Origin of the sequence: Nostoc edaphicum CCNP1411 (assembly GCF_014023275.1) — a bacterium.
Lineage (GTDB): Bacteria > Cyanobacteriota > Cyanobacteriia > Cyanobacteriales > Nostocaceae > Nostoc > Nostoc edaphicum_A.
The window spans coordinates 419,844-436,496 of sequence record NZ_CP054698.1 but is presented as its reverse complement, the minus strand read 5'-3'; the positions used below and the strand labels follow the sequence as shown (position 1 = coordinate 436,496).

Below are 16,653 nucleotides of genomic sequence, written 5' to 3'. Positions count from 1 at the left end.
GCAATTATTCTAGCTATTAACTATATGCTTTCTTCTGCAAACGTAGCTTAGGTATTTCAGCCAAAAGACATATAGCAATCCTAAATGACTTGTGAAAATGTGCGATGTCCAGATCCCCGACTTCTCGAAGAAGTCGGGGATTTAATTTTTCACGAATGATTTCGGATTGCTATATATAAGTTACATTGAAGAAGAATTCAGAAGTCAGAATTCTATTGTCGAAAACTTTTAAAACATCCTCTAAGTAGCTAAAGAAAGTTTATCGTTTCAATCGCATGAAAGCCGCACCAATTAATAATCCCACAACCTGCCCTAAAAAAACAACACCCGATTGATTTACGCCGACAGGAGGAATATTTAAACTACCTATACCATAAAATAATTGCTGCACAAACCACCAAAATATATAGAAAAATGCTGGCAGTTCGATGGGGATATACAAGATTATTAGCGGCAAAACTGTGTCAATTTTAGCTTTAGGAAACTTAATAATGTATGCCCCTAAAATAGCTGCGATCGCACCATTTGCCCCAATCAATGGTACTGTCAAATTCGGTTCAGCTAGTATTTGCAATACCCCTATCATCACACCAGCAGCCAGATAGAATCCGAGATAGCGTCTATGTCCCAGAATATTCTCGACAGTCTTGCCAAACACCCACAAAAATAGTAGATTTCCCAATATTTGGCTAAAACTGCCGTGCAAAAATATTCCAAAAAGTAGTGAAAATAATCGCCAAATTACAATTATCCAAGCAGCAGAGTTGAAAAAGAGAGCATTTGTAACTGCTCCACTAATCTGGGCAGGAATCACACCCCAACTATTGATGAAATAACCTAGTTGACCACTAAATTCTAGTTTAAGTTCCCATAAAAATACAGCCAGGTTAATGCCAATCAACCAGTAATTAATAATCGGCTTACTTCGACAACGAATATTATCACTAATAGGAATCATATAGATTTGTCATTGAGCATGGGGCATTGGGCATGGGGCATGGGGCATGGGAGAATAATCAATAGTTTTTCTTCCTATTCTTCTCCTTCTTCCTCATCTTCTTCATCTTCTTCATCTCTCCACTCCTTAACCTGTGGCAAGATTGAAATCAGATCGCATCGCACTTAAGTAGGCAAACGAGATGCTGGGAAACACACTTGTAGGAAGATACCAAATTATTAGGAACTTGGGAGGTGGGGGTTTTGGTGAAACTTTTGTGGCTTGTGATACCCAATTACCTGGTTCACCTCCATGTGTCGTAAAAAAACTCAAACCCCAGGCAAGCGATCCAGTAACTTTGGAGACAGCTAGGCGTTTATTTGATACGGAAGCACAAGTTCTGTATAAATTAGGAACTCACGATCGCATCCCCCAACTTTTAGCTTATTTTGAGGAGAATGCCGAATTCTATCTTGTACAAGAATTGATCGAAGGTGATGACCTGAGTCAAGAAATAACACCAGGCAAAACCTTAAGTCAAGAGCAAGTAATTTCACTTTTAGAAGAACTTTTGGCAATCTTAGAATTTGTCCATCAACAGAATGTAATTCACCGTGATGTCAACCCTCGAAATATTCTCAGACGCCAACCAGATGGCAAATTGATTTTAATTGATTTTGGTGCAGTTAAACAAATTGCGACTCAAGTGATTACTCCCCAAGGTCAAACACAAGCTACTGTTGCTATAGGTACGCCTGGATATATTCCTGGAGAACAAGCTCATGGTACGCCAAAATTAAGCAGTGATATTTATGCTGTGGGAATAATTGCTATTCAAGCTCTCACAGGATTATCACCAGAGGAAATAGTAAAAGATGCTGAGACTAATGAAATTATCTGGCATAATCAAGCCACGGTAACGCCAGAATTTGCTCAACTCTTAGATAAAATGGTTTGCTACGACTTTCGGCAACGCTATCCTTCGGCAACGATGGCGTTAAAAGCGCTGAAAGAGTTAACGCAACCACCCGCACCGACAATAGCTTTAAATCCTATTTCTCCACCAAAAAATATAAACAAACCTCAACCGAAAAAAGGCATTTTGGGTAAAGTTTTACTAGCGATATTTTTCGTTGGGGTTAGCGGAATAGCATCAATATTGATTTGGAATCACATTAATTCAAATAATGCCATAGAATTATCTAAACAAGGAAATACCCTTTTTGATTTGCAACGCTATCAAGACGCGCTAGCAGTATATGAAAAAGCTGTTAATATTCGACCAAATCATGCTCAAGCCTGGAATGGTCAAGGTAAAACGCTGTATAAATTAAAAAAATACAAAGAAGCATTAGCGGCGTATGATAAAGCAATTCAAATTCGTCCAGATTATTTTGAAGCTTGGAGCGGACGGGGGTTTGTGTTGGGAAGCTTACAGCGATATCAAGAAGCGATCGCCTCTTTTGACAAAGCTTTACAATTAAATAATAACAACTCAGAAATCTGGAATGCTAAGGGTGAAGCTTTCAGTAATTTGAACCAATATGACCAAGCAATTCAATCTTATGAAAAGGCAATTGAACTCAAACCAGACAATTATCAAGCTTGGTACAAAAAAGGATTAGCGCTACAGAATTCTAAGCGATACGAAGAAGCGATCGCAGCATATCAAAAAGTTGTTGAATTAAAACCAGACTACGAGGAAGCCTGGTACAATCGGGGAAATTCACTAGTCAATTTGCGACGCTATCAAGATGCATTTACTGCTTATGATAAAGCAGTGCAATACAAGGCAAATTATTATCAATCTTGGTTGTCAAGAGGTAATGTACTACTGAATTTACAACGTTATCCAGAAGCAATCGAATCTTTTAATCAAGTAATTAAATACAGCCCCAGAAACTATCAAGCATGGTATAACTTGGGTTGGTCGCTGCATCAAAATCAACGCTATGAAGAAGCGATAAAATCTTATAATAAAGCAGCAACAATTAAGCAAAATGACTATCAAGTTTGGTATAATCTAGGGAATTCACAATACATTTTGCAAAAATACGAAGATGCGCTCGCGTCTTATAATAAGGCAGTTCGTTATAAACCAGACCATTCCGAAAGCTGGTATAGCAGAGGCAATGCCCTATTAAATTTGAAGCGGTATCGGGATGCGATCGCTTCTTACGATCAAGCAATAAAATACAAGTCTAATTACCAACAAGCAATAGACGGCCGCAACCAAGCCCAAATTCAACTGCAAGGCGAAAAACCACAGCCGATAATTGTACCCATTATCCCCACTCCTAATCCTACAAATTCACCGCAGACAACACCCTAGTACAGCACGGCGTAATTCGTAATTCGTAATGACGTCAGGGATGGCTTATTTATGCCGTGCGTTACTAGTATTCTGCCGCTGGGGTTTTACGCTCGATTATAAAAACATCCCAAATTTTCTTGTGGGATGGGTGTCCCCACCACTGGTGTCAACTTAACGCGAAACCGCACGTCCGCCAGGGATTGTAAATCCCTGTCTCATAGCTAAAGGCCTCTGAAGAGGACTTCATAGCGCAAAAATTTTCAGTCTACTTCAGTAGACTTGAGCAATTAGTCAGGGATTTACAATCCCTGGCGGGTGAACAACACCCAATCAGTACGCTATTTTTGGCTTAAGTTGACACCAGTAGTGTCCCCACCCGTCCGAATACGGTTTGGGGAAAGGTGAATTCAAACCTTTTCCCTTTACCCGAATAGGGTTCAGTTAAGGGCTAATAGTACAAAATTGTGGGTTTTAGAGACGCGATAAATCGCCGTCTCTACAAGTGTTTTGGTCTTCCCCGTTAACCGAAAAGTTTTGCCTTAACTCCCCCTCTTCTCTTGCCGTTCTTTGAGTTTCAGCATGATTTCTGCGTGCATCTCGCGGGTAATTGGGTAAAAATACGTTAAAATCAAGCCAAAAATCAAACAAACTGTAGGTATAGGTCCAACAGCAATGCGAATAGCAAACAGTGCCGATTCCGGTTGGATAGGTAGTGGACTTCCGGCTACAGATTCTTTGAAACCCGATACTTGCAAAGCATTGCCCACCAAAAACAGCCCGAAAGCTAAACCAAATTTTTGTAGCAAAACCATGAAGCCATAAAAAATACCTTCTCTGCGTTGTCCGGTTTGGAGTTCATCTAGTTCAATCACATCTGGAATCATCGACCAAGGAATTAGATAAGCTGTGGATACACCAACACCCGCCATGACAGCCATCACATACATCAAAACTATTTGACCAGGTTGTAAGAAAAATAGTCCGGCGGCTGCTATTATCCATAAACTCATTCCTAGAAAATAAACAATTTTTTTGCCAACTTTTTTACTCAACGCACCCCACACAAATAGCATCAGCAGGGCGGTTCCTTGGACTGCAATCAGGACTGTGGGTACATCTGATTCTTTAAGACCCATGCAATTGACTACAAAATAGGGAATAATGCTGGCTGTAATCTGCACACCTAGCCAAGAACAAAGATATATACCAATAACAAATAAAAAAGGTCGGTTGCTAAAGACAATTTTTAGCTGTTTAAAGAAGGGGAGAGATGCGGGTTCCTCAACTTGGATGCGTTTGGCCTCAAAAGCCAAGATGCGATCGCGGACTCCAAAAACGCACCAATATAATCCTAAAATTGAAATTACAGTACAAATTGCTGCTAAAACGAGATATTGTTGTTGGCGATCGCTAATTTGAGAAAAAACAATTTGCGTTAAAATCAACGACAGAATACTGCCGCCAATAGAAAATGTAAAGCGATAGCTGTTAAGGCTGGTGCGTTCGTCATAATCTTGAGTTAGTTCTGGAGTCATTGCCGTATAAGGCAAATTCACAACTGTGTAAAACACCTGAGATATCACCCCAATCACGACGTAATACCAGAACAGCGGCAAAAGATTATCACTCTGATTTGCACTAAATTGCGGTACAATCCACTGCAAGAAAAAGAAAATTCCAAAGGGGATTGCTCCATAAAACATCCAAGGAAGACGACGACCCCAACGACGAGATTTAGTTTTATCAGTCAGGAAACCGACAAGCGGATCATTTATGCCATCCCAGATTTTGCCAATCATCAAAATACTGCCAGCTAAACCCGCAGGGATACCAGCGACATTTGTGAAGAAAACCAGCAGAAAAAAGACGGAGATATTGGCAGTAATTGCCGGCCCTAAATCTCCTGCACCGTAAGCTAGCTTTGTTTTTAAGTCGAGTTTTTCACTGAGAGGATCTCGTTGGGCATCGCCAGCAGCAGAATCGTTCATAATAACTTGCGCTCATACTAAAATAAAAAGTTTGTAATTGCCTTCAATACTAGTTATCTACCACTCCCGTTAGACTTATGCCAGACCTTTATGTTTCTTGGCCAGATTATCACCAAAAAATTGAACAACTGGCTATTCAGATTTATCAATCCAGTTGGGAATTCAACCAAATTATCTGTCTTGCCAGAGGAGGACTACGAGTTGGAGATATTCTTTCCCGTATATATGAGCAACCATTGGCAATTTTAGCAACCTCATCTTACAGTGGCCCCGGCAAGCAAGAAAGAAGTAATTTAATTTTCTCCCGCCACTTGACAATGACTGCCGAAAAATTAGGTTCGCGCATTCTCCTAGTGGATGACTTAGTAGATTCTGGGGTAACACTGCAACAGACTATACCTTGGCTCAAGGAAAATATTGATTTCCCCATTGAGGAAATTCGCACCGCCGTTCTTTGGTATAAAGCCTGTTCAGTTATAGCACCTGATTATTATGTTGATTATTTAGCTGAAAACCCCTGGATTCACCAACCCTTTGAACACTACGAAAATTTGAACCCCGGAGAACTTGCGGCTAAAGCAAGGAAACTGTGTTAAAAGATACATAGGCTCATATTCACCAGCTTTTAGCTGTTCTTTAATGCTAAAGCCCAGATTGCAACTTCTAAACAGTCTATATTCTGTTTTAGGAGCATCGTTTGTCTTTAAGATGTACTCTTGTTCTTCAAGGCGTGAGTAGATGCCGTCTTAAATGTTAGGTGTTGGGGAAAGGCATAGCTTTCTGCTCATGGAGATAGAACAGAGCTTTTTCATCTAAATTTTTTGTGATTTCTATCTATGGAAGAAACAGTTCACGACAACTTTTTCAAAAACTTTACCGTAGTAACGGCAACTATATCTGCCGCAGATTATCTTCCTGAAACATCAGGTATTTATGCTTTGTATCATGCATTTGATTTTTTAGAGAATAGATTATCTGACCATATAGATACTCGGATGAAAAATACGGTATTTAAAACAAAGTTTTCTGAGAAAGATAATAGAAGTAAGTTCATTGTCGATACTTGTGGAGAGTCCGTTGGTTTGTCTCAACAAATGAATCAATTTATCAAAGCTGTTTCTCAGCCTAAAGAACGAAGAATATTAAAAAATCTTTTAATTTCATGTAGCATTCTCCAACGCCCAGATTACATTGGTACTGCAAGCAACTTAAGAGATAGATTCATTCAGCATTTGGAGCGAGATGATGGGTTTTTCTCAAAGTATGCAAACTTAAGACTCAATGATGAATTCTTATTCATTTGTTTTCCTTGCCCAAAAAATATTTCTAGAGAATTGGAAAGCCTGTTAATTCAACTATGTCAGCCTAAATTTAATACACAGAGGAGTTAGAAAATGGAATTAGATAATCAGTCTCCAGAGACGATTGAATATAAGGCAATCAGTGGTAAGTTTGGTGATGTTAGGTACTTTATAACAACACTTGATCAAAGTGATGCAGTTGAAAATATTAGATTTGCTGATGAAATTCAAGGCAGTTGGAGTTTCTCTGAACGAGTTCAGAGGAAACTAGATGAAAACAGAGCGAATACAGAAATATTTTCTTACTTAGCACAAGGTGGAATTCGCTTTTTTAATTCAATTGTCGTCGTACTTTTACCCAACTCGAATGATCAAAGAGAGTTTTGGGACTTCTCTACAGTTAGTAGCGACGGAAAACCTATTGAAAAATGGGTTAATTTAAAATTATATAAGAATGTAGCTAGAATTGTAATTGATGGTCAACATAGACTTCTTTCACTAAGGAGATATTGGAATGCCCATACTGGAAAAGAGCCTTTAAATCCTCAACAAATAAATGAAAATTTCAATTGCTCAGAAACTTTTGATATACCAGTCGTTTATCTAGTCTTTCGCGATCTTGGCAAGGTTGGTCATGCAGACTCAAGCGAGACTGTAAGAGATGAGATAATTAAAGCAACTCGCAATATCTTTACAGTTATAAACAAGACTGCTAAATCAATCGATAAACAAACTCAACTATTGCTTGATGACAGTAAAATATCAGCATTGATTCCTAGAAAGCTTTTAGAGGAAGGAGTGCTTGAAGATAGATTCGTTAAATGGTCTTCCAAGTCAAGGAATTTGACTCAATCAGAACCTTACCTAACGACTCTAGATTTGGTTAGCCAATGTACTATTGAACTATTGAAAGATTATCAGAAGCAAGCTTTAAAGAAATCATTTAATTCATTAACAGAACGTGATACAGCTTTAGCAAACTATTATGAGTCTCATCCTAAACTTCCTGTAATAGGCACAAAAGCATTGCTTAAGTGGTTTTTTACTGAACTTCAACCATTCAAGGATTGGGTATCACAGCTTAACTACGTAGGTATTAACATCCCTATTCAACCTGAACAATCTCGATTAAGTGCAGTTCAAAAAACAAGTATAAAAGAATTACGAGATTCTAATATTCTGTATACTATACTAGGACAAAAAATTCTATTTTCTGCTGTTTCAAGGTTCCTCCTTAAGATAAGAATAGAGTACCGTATTCCAGTGATTCTTGATGCCGTATCGCTTAGTATTACTAAAATGGATAAAGATGGCTTTTTCTGCCGAAATGCACCCCATTGGTTTAATGTTCTAGTGCGGCCAAATGAAAAACTAACCATGATTACTACAGGAACTGGAACTGAGAAATGTATAGAACTTGTCAAAATGATATTGTTGGATTCGTCTGATGGCGTGAGAGATTTGATAAAACGCACTAAAGATGATGTCAGTAATGAGATCAACTGGAATGAAGCTTCGATTTCAACTTGGAGAAGAGAGTTTCATGTAATATTACCTGAAGTTGATTTTATTGATGAGCAGATAAAGGAATCTTCTGAATCAGATGACTCTTTTGCTGAAGTTAGAGATTTGCTTGACTCTTCTGAGGAGGACGAAGAGGAATCTGATGAAATTGAAGATGATGAGGATATTTTTAAAGAAACTGAAGAAGTAAAAGACTAAATTGAATGACCTGCAACACTAATAGCTAAAATTAGTGAGGTTTTGATATTTCCCCAAATTTAGGACTCCACCACCCTTTTGGTGTATTGAAATAAGCTACATCTTTATGTTTGGTATCCTTACGGGATTGTGAATCAGAACATCGCAACATTGTCTTATTCTGCCCCTCTTTGATATAACTGTACTCCTCTAGAGCTTTCTTACATACTGGGCAGGGATATTTGGTAATCTTAACAGGAGGTTTTTGTTGATTCTCAGCTTGGACTGTTTTAGTTTGTGGTGGCTGCCAAGTTTTGTTAAAGTCGCTCCAAAATAGCACGACATTTTCACAGCCTTTTGTGCATTTGAGGAAATATTTCTTTTTAACCTTAGTACTCGGAATTTTGGCGAGAAAATTTTTGCATTCAGGGCATCGCGTCTTGGAAGTTTCGTATTTCCGCTCACTTATCACATTAGCTTTTACTATTGAGGAACTTGGAACTACAGTTTTAGCTTTGGAGAGTGCTGGTACAAAATAATTCTGATTCCAACTAGTTAAATAATGCTGCCAAGAATTCTTTCCTTCGGAAATGGCATCAAGAGCATCTTCCATTTTTGCTGTAAATTCCGCCTCTAGCAAATCTGGCAGTGCTTTGAGCAAAAACGCATCAACTTCTAACCCTAACGCTGTTGGTTGCAGATGGTCTTTTTTCAACTCGACATAATTGCGTTTTTTTAAAGTAGCAACAGTAGGAGCATAGGTACTTGGGCGACCAATTCCTTTACGTTCCATCAATTGCACCAATTTTGGTTCGCTATAACGAGGTGGTGGCTGAGTCTGCTTCTTTTCATGTCCAGCATTCTCTAGCTTCAATGCTTGTCCCTGTTGTAATGAAGGTAAAATACTATCCTTGCTGAGATTGTTCCAGTAGCGGGCATAACCATAAAATTCAATTACTTGCCCTCTGGCTGACCACAGTAGGGAACCAGACTGAGTAATCACCAAAGTTTTACGCAATTGAGCAGCCCGACACTGAGAGGCAATTGACCGTTTCCAAATCATCACATACAGATTAAACTCATCATCAGGAAGTTCTAAACGCAATTGAACTGAGGGACGAAACACATCGGTTGGACGAATCGCTTCATGTGCTTCTTGAGCCGATTTGCTACTGCGATGCTTGGCGACTTGCTGCGGTACATTCTGCGGATCATTTTGCTCTAACCATTTACGGGCGCTGGCACAAAATTCTGGACTCAGCATTACTGAGTCTGTTCGCATATATGTTATCAGCCCTGCCTCATAAAGCTTTTGGGCCACAATCATGGTTTTGTCGGGAGCAAACCTCAGCTTTGAACCGGCTGCTTGCTGAAGGCTAGAAGTTGTAAATGGTGGCGGTGGCTGGCGGTTAGCGATTTTTCCTTCAAAATGAATAACTTGATGAGGATGCCGCTGTGCTTCTTCAACTAAACGTGTGGCCTCTGCTTCGGCAAGAACACGCTTAGACTCCGGTTTTTCTGGAGTATTACCTACTTTTGCGTCATCATGAGTTTCAGCTTCTTGTTCTGCTGCATCTTTTGCAGAATCAACCGTCCCTTTATAAAAAGCCCGAAATCCTTCAGCATAATCTACCCAGACACTCCAGTAATCTTGGGGGACAAACGCCAGAATTTCATTTTCTCGCTGACAAATCAAGTGCAGTGTCGCGCTTTGGACTCTGCCAACACTTTTAGCGCCGTTATTCAATGCCCAAACTAAAGGGCTACCTTTATAACCTACCAACTTATCTAGGCAATCTCGGCATAGCCCAGCACCGATTAAGTTTTGGTCTAGCTTTCTGGGATTTGCGATCGCACTCTGCACCGCCGATGCTGTAATCTCTGTATAAATTACTCGTTTCGGTTCCCTTAAACCCAGCGTTTCTTTGAGATGCCAAGCGATCGTTTCGCCTTCCCGATCTGGGTCAGTTGCTAAGACAACTTCATCAACCTGTCTCACCGCAGACTTGAGTTTCTGGATTGTTTCTTTCGCTCGTTGGTCACGCGGGACGTAATTGCATCGGACATTACTGCCGTCCATGACGAAGCCCAAGGAATCGTCCCCTTCATTGCTGAGTTCTCGGATATGGCCACAACTGGCTAGAACTTTCCAATCCGAACCCAGAATTTGACTGAGTTTTTTGACTTTTCCGGGGGACTCTACCACAAGCAGGCGTTTGATCATAGCAACTGCGTTCTAGATTTTAAGCAATAAACTGGCAATTGCAATTAGCGATCGCCTATTCTCGTCATGTGGATTTTCTAGAATACTGTACCAAAAAGCTTTGGAAATTGCTCAACTCAGTTTAGAGGGAAATGATGCCTGATTGTGCGATCGCTGTTGCAACTGTCTCAACTATTATGATTTTAGCCTCAACAACCCAGTTAAACAGGGGAAAATCTGTAGCAACATCCCGCAGGGTGTGTCGGCTACCCTCTGGGAACTTCCAGAGAAAGATAGAAGTTAGAATTAAAGCGATGAAGCCAATGGCTATAGGACTAAATGACTATGCGAATTAAGCAAATTTACGTCAGTGGCTTATTTGGAATTTTTGACCATGTGATTCCATTGAACATGGATGAACGAATTACCATTATTCATGGGCCAAATGGTTTTGGAAAAACAGCCATATTAAGAATTTTGAATAGTTTTTTCAACTCCCGAAACGCAGAATTGAGAGCTATCCCATTTATAAATTTTCGAGTTGAATTTGATAATAATAGTAGTGTTGAAATAATAAAAAATGCCGAGAATGCAGAAGAGTTGGAAAAGAATGATATTGTTTTCAAATTTTATCAGCCTGATTCAGAGCCAGCTTCTTTTTCTCTAAAGCCAATAAATATTCGCTCTGATATAGACTTTCCGCTTGGGATTTTGGATGATGTGATACCAGGACTAGAACGAATAGCTCCTCGAAAATGGCTGTATAATCCTACTGGAGAAACTCTTTCTTTAGAAGAAGTTGTAGAGCGCTTTGAGAATTTATTGCCCTTAGATTTAAGACAACAAGAAGAGGTTGAGTGGCTAGAAGAATTGAAGAAAAATATTCATATTCGCCTCATTGAATCACAACGTTTGCTGAATTTTGTACCTAAACGTTCTTCCAGAACGTATCGTGGAACACCTTCAATGTTGTCTACTGTGTCTGCTTATTCTGATGAACTTGCTCAGATCATGCAAGATAAATTTAAGGAATACGGTACAGTATCTCAATCTCTTGACAGAACTTTTCCAGTTAGGGTGGTGAAGCAACAGCTATCCGCAGATTTGACGAATGAACAACTTCGTAATGATCTAAACGAACTTGAAGCAACTCGCTCTCGTCTAATAGAAGTAGGTCTTTTAGATAAAGATGAAGATGCAGAATTTCAAATTCAGCCTCAAGATATAGAGGAAAGCACCAAAAATGCTTTGTCGGTATATGTTGAGGATGTAGAAAAGAAGCTGAGTGTTTTTGCTGAAATAGCAAGGAAGATCGATTTATTAAGGAAAATTATTAATAATAAATTTGCCTATTCCTACAAAGAGATAAACTTTAGTAAAGAAAAGGGATTTGTTTTCACTACACTTTATAAATCCTCATTATCTGATTCAAAAGCTCTTTCGCCAATAGATTTATCATCTGGAGAGCAACATGAGTTAGTTCTTCTTTATGAACTACTATTTAAAGTTCAACCTAATTCTCTAGTCTTAATTGATGAGCCTGAATTATCTCTTCATGTAGGATGGCAGGTTCAGTTTTTAAAGGACTTACAAGATATTACCCAGCTTGCAGATTTAAATATACTAATGGCTACTCATTCGCCAGATATCATTCAAGATCGCTGGGATTTGACGGTTGAACTGAAAGGGCCACAAAAGTGAGAGATTTTCTTACAGTTGACCGTGTTGCTAACCAAATTCGATTACGACGAAGCACATATACTGGAACTTTTTTATTAGTGGAAGGAAGTTCTGATAAAACTTTCTATAAGCGATTTGTTGACCCATTAGTTTGCGAGTTAGTCGAAACATCGGGTAAGCAGCGTGCTATTGAAATTTTAAAAATTTTGGAACAATCAAATTTTCAGGGAATTTTAGCGATTGTTGATGCAGATTTTGATCGCCTTGAAACTTTGTTATACACCAGCCCTAATCTACTTTGCACCGATAGCCATGACCTTGAAACTATGCTGATTAACTCGCCAGCATTTAATAAAGTAATCGCTGAATTTGGTTCTGAAGATAAAATTAGTAAGCTTAATCGAGATGTAAGATTAGTATTACTTCAAAATGGGATGTCGGTAGGTTATTTACTTTGGATATCTAAATCTGATGGATTAAACCTAACCTTTGAGGGAATTACATTTAGCAAGTTTCTTAATGAGCAAACTCTGCAAATTGACGAACTCAAGCTGATTCAGGAAATTAAGAATAAATCCCAAGCTTTCTCTTTGAACGAGAAAAATCTGCAAGAACGGCTAAAGAGCCAGAAAAGCAATAACCACGATCCTTGGCAAATTTGCTGTGGTCATCATTTGGTGGAAATTTTGTCGTTTGGTTTACGCAAAGCACTTGGCTCTAACAAAGCTGCTGATGTTGAACCTAACAGTCTTGAGCGTAATTTACGGCTTGCTTATGAAGAAATTTACTTTCACCAGACACAACTCTACTTGGACATTCGTAAATGGGAAAGCAATAATCAGCCATTTAGGGTTTTGCGGAATGATACATAAATACTAAATTCGGAAACTATGTACAATATTATTGTTATTTTTGACACGCCAGCGTTTAAAGAGTGTTGGCGTCGGTAGAAAATCAGGCGATCGCATCCTGTTCTCTCTACCAGCTTGACTTACAGCAGTAATTAGCGATAATTGATACCGTCCACGCCATAAGTATTTGCGTAGGCGTAGCCCGTCGTAGACATCGCTTAATCTTAAATTGAAGGGTAAAAAACCCAGCTTCTCTATGAAAACCGGGTTTTTAAGTAATTGTTAATTTATTTCTGAGCAGTACAACATGGCAATAAAGGCTTATTTACAACTTCTTTAATGTCTACTGAATTCAAAAAATCTTCCCAATATTTCTGAACTTCGGGATCATTAGGACGCTGGCTGCGTAAATTAGCTAAAGTTCTCAGAGCATCTTCCCAAAATCCAGCAGTTGCAAATAAAACTGCCCGATCCAAGTCTGTGTTTGGTTGGTTTAGCTGAAGGGATAGGTTTTCATCTTGCGATCGCACAATTGTACCTTCTACATACGAGTCTTTATCGCGGTTATTAGGATCACAAATCATCGAAAAAGTCCAATTATACTCTTTACCGATTTGTAGAGATGGCTGATCAATAGGTACATTTACACTCACAATCCCATTCTGCCCAACAGGTTTGAAAGTTCCCTTATACAATGGGTCAATGCTATCATCATCCCGCAAAACAAATTCTAGTGCTTGCACTGTTGTCGAAGTTTGAGGAATGTAAAAAAAGAATGTGGGACGCTCTGCTGTGGTTCGTTGAGCTTCCTTATCTGTTGGTGTCAGGGGAATAATATATTGTCCAATTGGAAAACAATTTCCCCGTGTTCCAGCCGATCTTACCCTACCAGGTCTACCTGGAACAAAAGCGATACGATTTCTACCACGTTGAATGTAACCTGTAACATTTCTAATTGCAGAAGTAGCATATCTATCTCCAGGACGTAGCCGCTCTGCTTGCTGAAAATTCAATAAAGCTTTTCTATAGTTTCTCCGTTTGGTTTCATTATAACCAAGTTGCATATATTGGGTGTAAGCAGATTTAGCTTGTGCCAGTTGGTAAGCTGACTCTGTTGCCAAAACCTGAGTAGTGCTTACAGACTCGAAGGGGAGAAATGCTAAAGCAGCAAGCAGATAGCTTGCCCAAAATCTATATTTCATGATGTTTATGTCCACTTGTAGTACATTGTTTGGGTATATATAATACAATAGTCTAAGCTTTGCAGTGACAAGACTTTATGTGTGCTACTTTCTGGGAAGGCTGAGGTAGTATTGTAATTTTTTTAAAACAAAATCCCAACTTTTTTAATAAGTCGGGAATCTTAGCATTTGGATTTTCAGTAGTCTAAAGTTGAGAGACTATTAGCTTTTCCCTATTCCTTAATACACATCTGGTGAAATTAAAGATGCGTTATCCAGAACCCTTGTAGAGACGTAGCACTGCTACGTCTCTACATTATTTTTCACTCATCTTTCTAATGGGGTACAGCCAACTTTGCATCTGCTACCTGAGCATTGTCAGCAACAATTGTGCGGAATAAATCGCCTTCAATTGTCTCCTGTTCTACTAGCAAATCTACTAAACGTTCCAAAACTACACGGTTTTCTTCCAAAAGTTCTTTGGACTTGATGTAGGAATTGTTAACAATTTCGCGCACCTGCGAATCAATTTTGGCGGCAATTTCCTCAGAATAGTCTGATTTATTCATCCAGTCGCGTCCTAAAAATACCTCTCCACTCTGATTTTCCAAGGACAATGGGCCTAATTCTGACATCCCGAAGCGTGTCACCATCTGCCGCGCCATCCCTGTCACATGTTGCAAGTCATTGCTTGCACCTGTGGTCACTTCTGGCTTACCAAAAACGATTTCCTCGGCGGCGCGACCACCCAAAGTAGCAGTAATCCTAGCTTTGAGTTGGGAACGGGAAATTAACCCCTGTTCTTCGTTGGGAGTAAACCAAGTTAATCCTAGTGCTTGTCCCCGTGGAATTAATGTAACTTTCTGTACAGGGTCATGGTCTTTGAGCAATGTACCCACTAAAGCGTGTCCAACTTCATGATAGGCAATCAGGCGCTTACTCTTGCTGTCCACTAAGGCAGTACCTTCCATACCTGCAACAACTCGGTCTACAGCAGCATCAATTTCTAAAAGGGTGACAGCTTCTTTGCGCCTCCTCGCAGTGAGAATGGCAGCTTCGTTGAGTAAGTTGGCTAAGTCTGCGCCAGTAAAACCAGGTGTGCGACGAGCGATCGCTTCTAATGATACGCTAGGATCAATTTTCTTATTCCGAGCGTGGACTTTCAAAATTTCCAGTCGCCCTTTGAGATCAGGTGCATCTACCATCACTTGTCTGTCAAAGCGTCCTGGTCTGAGCAGCGCTGCATCTAAAACATCTGGGCGGTTAGTGGCAGCAATAATAATGATGCCTGTATTACCTTCAAAACCATCCATTTCAGTGAGCAGTTGGTTGAGGGTTTGTTCGCGTTCATCGTTACCGCCACCGATACCAGTGCCTCGTTGTCTACCTACTGCGTCAATTTCATCGATAAATATTAGGCAAGGAGCATTCTCTTTGGCTTTTTTGAAGAGGTCGCGCACGCGAGATGCACCCACACCTACGAACATTTCCACGAATTCCGAACCGGAAATACTGAAGAATGGTACACCTGCTTCACCTGCGATCGCTTTTGCTAGTAAAGTTTTACCAGTACCAGGGGGGCCAATTAACAGCACTCCTTTAGGAATCCGTGCGCCTACAGCCGTAAATCTTTCTGGCTGTTTTAAGAAAGTAACAACTTCTTCAAGGTCTTCTTTAGCTTCTTCAACCCCGGCGACATCTTCAAATTTGACTCCAGTTTTGGCTTCCATTTGAAAGCGAGCTTTGGATTTGCCGAAATTCATCGCTTGGCTAGAAGCATTTGTAGAGCGCCGGAGGAACAACAGCATTAAAGCCACCAGTGGCAAAATCCACATCAAATTAATTAACAGCCCAACAGCAGCTCGACTATTAGCAGAGGAAACTTCACCAAAATCAACATTCCTCTCTTTAAGAATGTTAATTAACTCTGCATTTTGCGCCAAAAGTCTCACCTGTTGCGGTGGTGTATTCTCCTTTTGCCCCTTGAGATAAACCTTTGCTAGCTGTTCAGTTTCGTCAAGCTCTACTCTTTCAACTTCTCCCGCCTTCACTTTCTTGATCAACTGGCCATAATTTAGAGGGGTGCTCTCTGCTTTTTGTGCCATGACAGGAGTACTACCGAAAATTCCTGGCAACATAATTAAACTAGCTGCGATGCCTACGGCGGGTTTTGCCAACGCACCAACCCAAGCAACGCGCTTTGACGACTGACTTTTTATCAATGCTTTTTTTCCCAAATTTGTCATAATAGTTACCCTTTGTCTGCTGGCACAAGTTTGAGCGCTGGTTTTATGCCTATTCTTCTATTAAAAATTGTAATAACTGGAAATTACACTTTTCTTATCTAGTCTAACTTCCACACAAAAGCATTCCCAAGTTTCTTCAGGCTATTCCTTCCTCCATGAAAAACTCCATCCACAGGAAAATGGGGAAGAGTCACCAATGCCCCATGCCCTATGCCCTATGCCCTATGCCCTATGCCCATGCCCCATGCCCC

Annotated in this window: 12 protein-coding genes; 7 read left to right on the top strand and 5 right to left on the bottom strand. The window is 39.8% G+C overall.

The annotated features are described in order from the left end of the window. Positions 1-259: 259 nt before the first annotated feature. Entirely contained in the window at positions 260-958 is a 699-nt protein-coding gene (locus tag HUN01_RS04575) for a rhomboid family intramembrane serine protease (RefSeq protein ID WP_181930282.1), read from the bottom strand. Positions 959-1,139: 181 nt separating this feature from the next. Between HUN01_RS04575 and HUN01_RS04570 the strand changes: the two genes are divergently transcribed. Next, on the top strand, positions 1,140-3,269 hold the full coding sequence (locus HUN01_RS04570) for a tetratricopeptide repeat protein (protein ID WP_181930281.1): 2,130 nt from the start codon (positions 1,140-1,142) through the stop codon (positions 3,267-3,269). 521 nt (positions 3,270-3,790) lie between these two features. Here the strand turns inward: HUN01_RS04570 and HUN01_RS04565 are convergent. After that, complete coding sequence (locus HUN01_RS04565; RefSeq protein WP_181930280.1) at positions 3,791-5,239, bottom strand: MFS transporter; 1,449 nt, start codon at positions 5,237-5,239, stop codon at positions 3,791-3,793. 77 nt (positions 5,240-5,316) lie between these two features. On the opposite strand from HUN01_RS04565, the gene HUN01_RS04560 reads away from it, so the two are divergent. The 3 genes from HUN01_RS04560 (at position 5,317) to HUN01_RS04550 (ending at position 8,262) form a co-directional block, all read left to right on the top strand. Next, positions 5,317-5,835 carry a phosphoribosyltransferase gene (locus HUN01_RS04560; RefSeq protein WP_181930279.1) on the top strand — a complete coding sequence of 173 codons (519 nt, stop codon included), beginning with the start codon at positions 5,317-5,319 and terminating at the stop codon, positions 5,833-5,835. A 240-nt stretch (positions 5,836-6,075) separates the two neighbouring features. Continuing rightward, positions 6,076-6,630, top strand: a complete 555-nt coding sequence (locus HUN01_RS04555; RefSeq protein ID WP_181930278.1) for a GIY-YIG nuclease family protein — start codon at positions 6,076-6,078, stop codon at positions 6,628-6,630. A gap of 3 nt (positions 6,631-6,633) precedes the next feature. Further along, on the top strand, positions 6,634-8,262 hold the full coding sequence (locus HUN01_RS04550; RefSeq protein WP_181930277.1) for a DNA sulfur modification protein DndB: 1,629 nt from the start codon (positions 6,634-6,636) through the stop codon (positions 8,260-8,262). Positions 8,263-8,293: 31 nt separating this feature from the next. On the opposite strand, the gene topA is transcribed toward HUN01_RS04550, so the two are convergent. Continuing rightward, complete coding sequence (gene topA / locus HUN01_RS04545; protein ID WP_181930276.1) at positions 8,294-10,465, bottom strand: type I DNA topoisomerase; 2,172 nt, start codon at positions 10,463-10,465, stop codon at positions 8,294-8,296. Between the two features lie 131 nt (positions 10,466-10,596). Between topA and HUN01_RS04540 the strand changes: the two genes are divergently transcribed. The 3 genes from HUN01_RS04540 to HUN01_RS04530 are packed head-to-tail and all read left to right on the top strand — an operon-like array spanning position 10,597 to position 12,996. Then, positions 10,597-10,800 (top strand): hypothetical protein, encoded by a 204-nt coding sequence (locus HUN01_RS04540; RefSeq protein WP_181930275.1) that lies wholly within the window; start codon positions 10,597-10,599, stop codon positions 10,798-10,800. Next, a complete protein-coding gene (locus HUN01_RS04535) occupies positions 10,790-12,145 on the top strand; it encodes an AAA family ATPase (protein WP_181930274.1) in 1,356 nt (451 codons plus the stop codon). The genes HUN01_RS04540 and HUN01_RS04535 overlap by 11 nt, the downstream gene beginning before the upstream one ends. Continuing rightward, positions 12,142-12,996, top strand: coding sequence for a DUF4435 domain-containing protein (locus tag HUN01_RS04530; RefSeq protein WP_181930273.1), 855 nt, complete (start codon positions 12,142-12,144; stop codon positions 12,994-12,996). The genes HUN01_RS04535 and HUN01_RS04530 overlap by 4 nt, the downstream gene beginning before the upstream one ends. A gap of 266 nt (positions 12,997-13,262) precedes the next feature. Here HUN01_RS04530 and HUN01_RS04525 read toward each other — a convergent pair whose 3' ends face one another. Together HUN01_RS04525 and ftsH are read right to left on the bottom strand one after the other, a co-directional pair. After that, on the bottom strand, positions 13,263-14,177 hold the full coding sequence (locus HUN01_RS04525; RefSeq protein WP_238845976.1) for a DUF928 domain-containing protein: 915 nt from the start codon (positions 14,175-14,177) through the stop codon (positions 13,263-13,265). Between the two features lie 314 nt (positions 14,178-14,491). Then, positions 14,492-16,402, bottom strand: a complete 1,911-nt coding sequence (gene ftsH, locus HUN01_RS04520; protein WP_181930272.1) for an ATP-dependent zinc metalloprotease FtsH — start codon at positions 16,400-16,402, stop codon at positions 14,492-14,494. Between the last annotated feature and the right edge of the window lie 251 nt (positions 16,403-16,653).

What these genes read in the sequence shown, in the direction of transcription:
- HUN01_RS04540 (WP_181930275.1), top strand. Translation starts at nt 10,597, where the DNA reads ATGATGCCTGATTGTGCGATCGCTGTTGCAACTGTCTCAACTATTATG.
- HUN01_RS04555 (WP_181930278.1), top strand. Translation starts at nt 6,076, where the DNA reads ATGGAAGAAACAGTTCACGACAACTTTTTCAAAAACTTTACCGTAGTA.
- HUN01_RS04535 (WP_181930274.1), top strand. Translation starts at nt 10,790, where the DNA reads ATGCGAATTAAGCAAATTTACGTCAGTGGCTTATTTGGAATTTTTGAC.
- HUN01_RS04565 (WP_181930280.1), bottom strand. Translation starts at nt 5,239, where the DNA reads ATGAACGATTCTGCTGCTGGCGATGCCCAACGAGATCCTCTCAGTGAA.
- HUN01_RS04570 (WP_181930281.1), top strand. Translation starts at nt 1,140, where the DNA reads ATGCTGGGAAACACACTTGTAGGAAGATACCAAATTATTAGGAACTTG.
- HUN01_RS04550 (WP_181930277.1), top strand. Translation starts at nt 6,634, where the DNA reads ATGGAATTAGATAATCAGTCTCCAGAGACGATTGAATATAAGGCAATC.
- topA (WP_181930276.1), bottom strand. Translation starts at nt 10,465, where the DNA reads ATGATCAAACGCCTGCTTGTGGTAGAGTCCCCCGGAAAAGTCAAAAAA.
- HUN01_RS04575 (WP_181930282.1), bottom strand. Translation starts at nt 958, where the DNA reads ATGATTCCTATTAGTGATAATATTCGTTGTCGAAGTAAGCCGATTATT.
- HUN01_RS04525 (WP_238845976.1), bottom strand. Translation starts at nt 14,177, where the DNA reads ATGAAATATAGATTTTGGGCAAGCTATCTGCTTGCTGCTTTAGCATTT.
- ftsH (WP_181930272.1), bottom strand. Translation starts at nt 16,402, where the DNA reads ATGACAAATTTGGGAAAAAAAGCATTGATAAAAAGTCAGTCGTCAAAG.
- HUN01_RS04560 (WP_181930279.1), top strand. Translation starts at nt 5,317, where the DNA reads ATGCCAGACCTTTATGTTTCTTGGCCAGATTATCACCAAAAAATTGAA.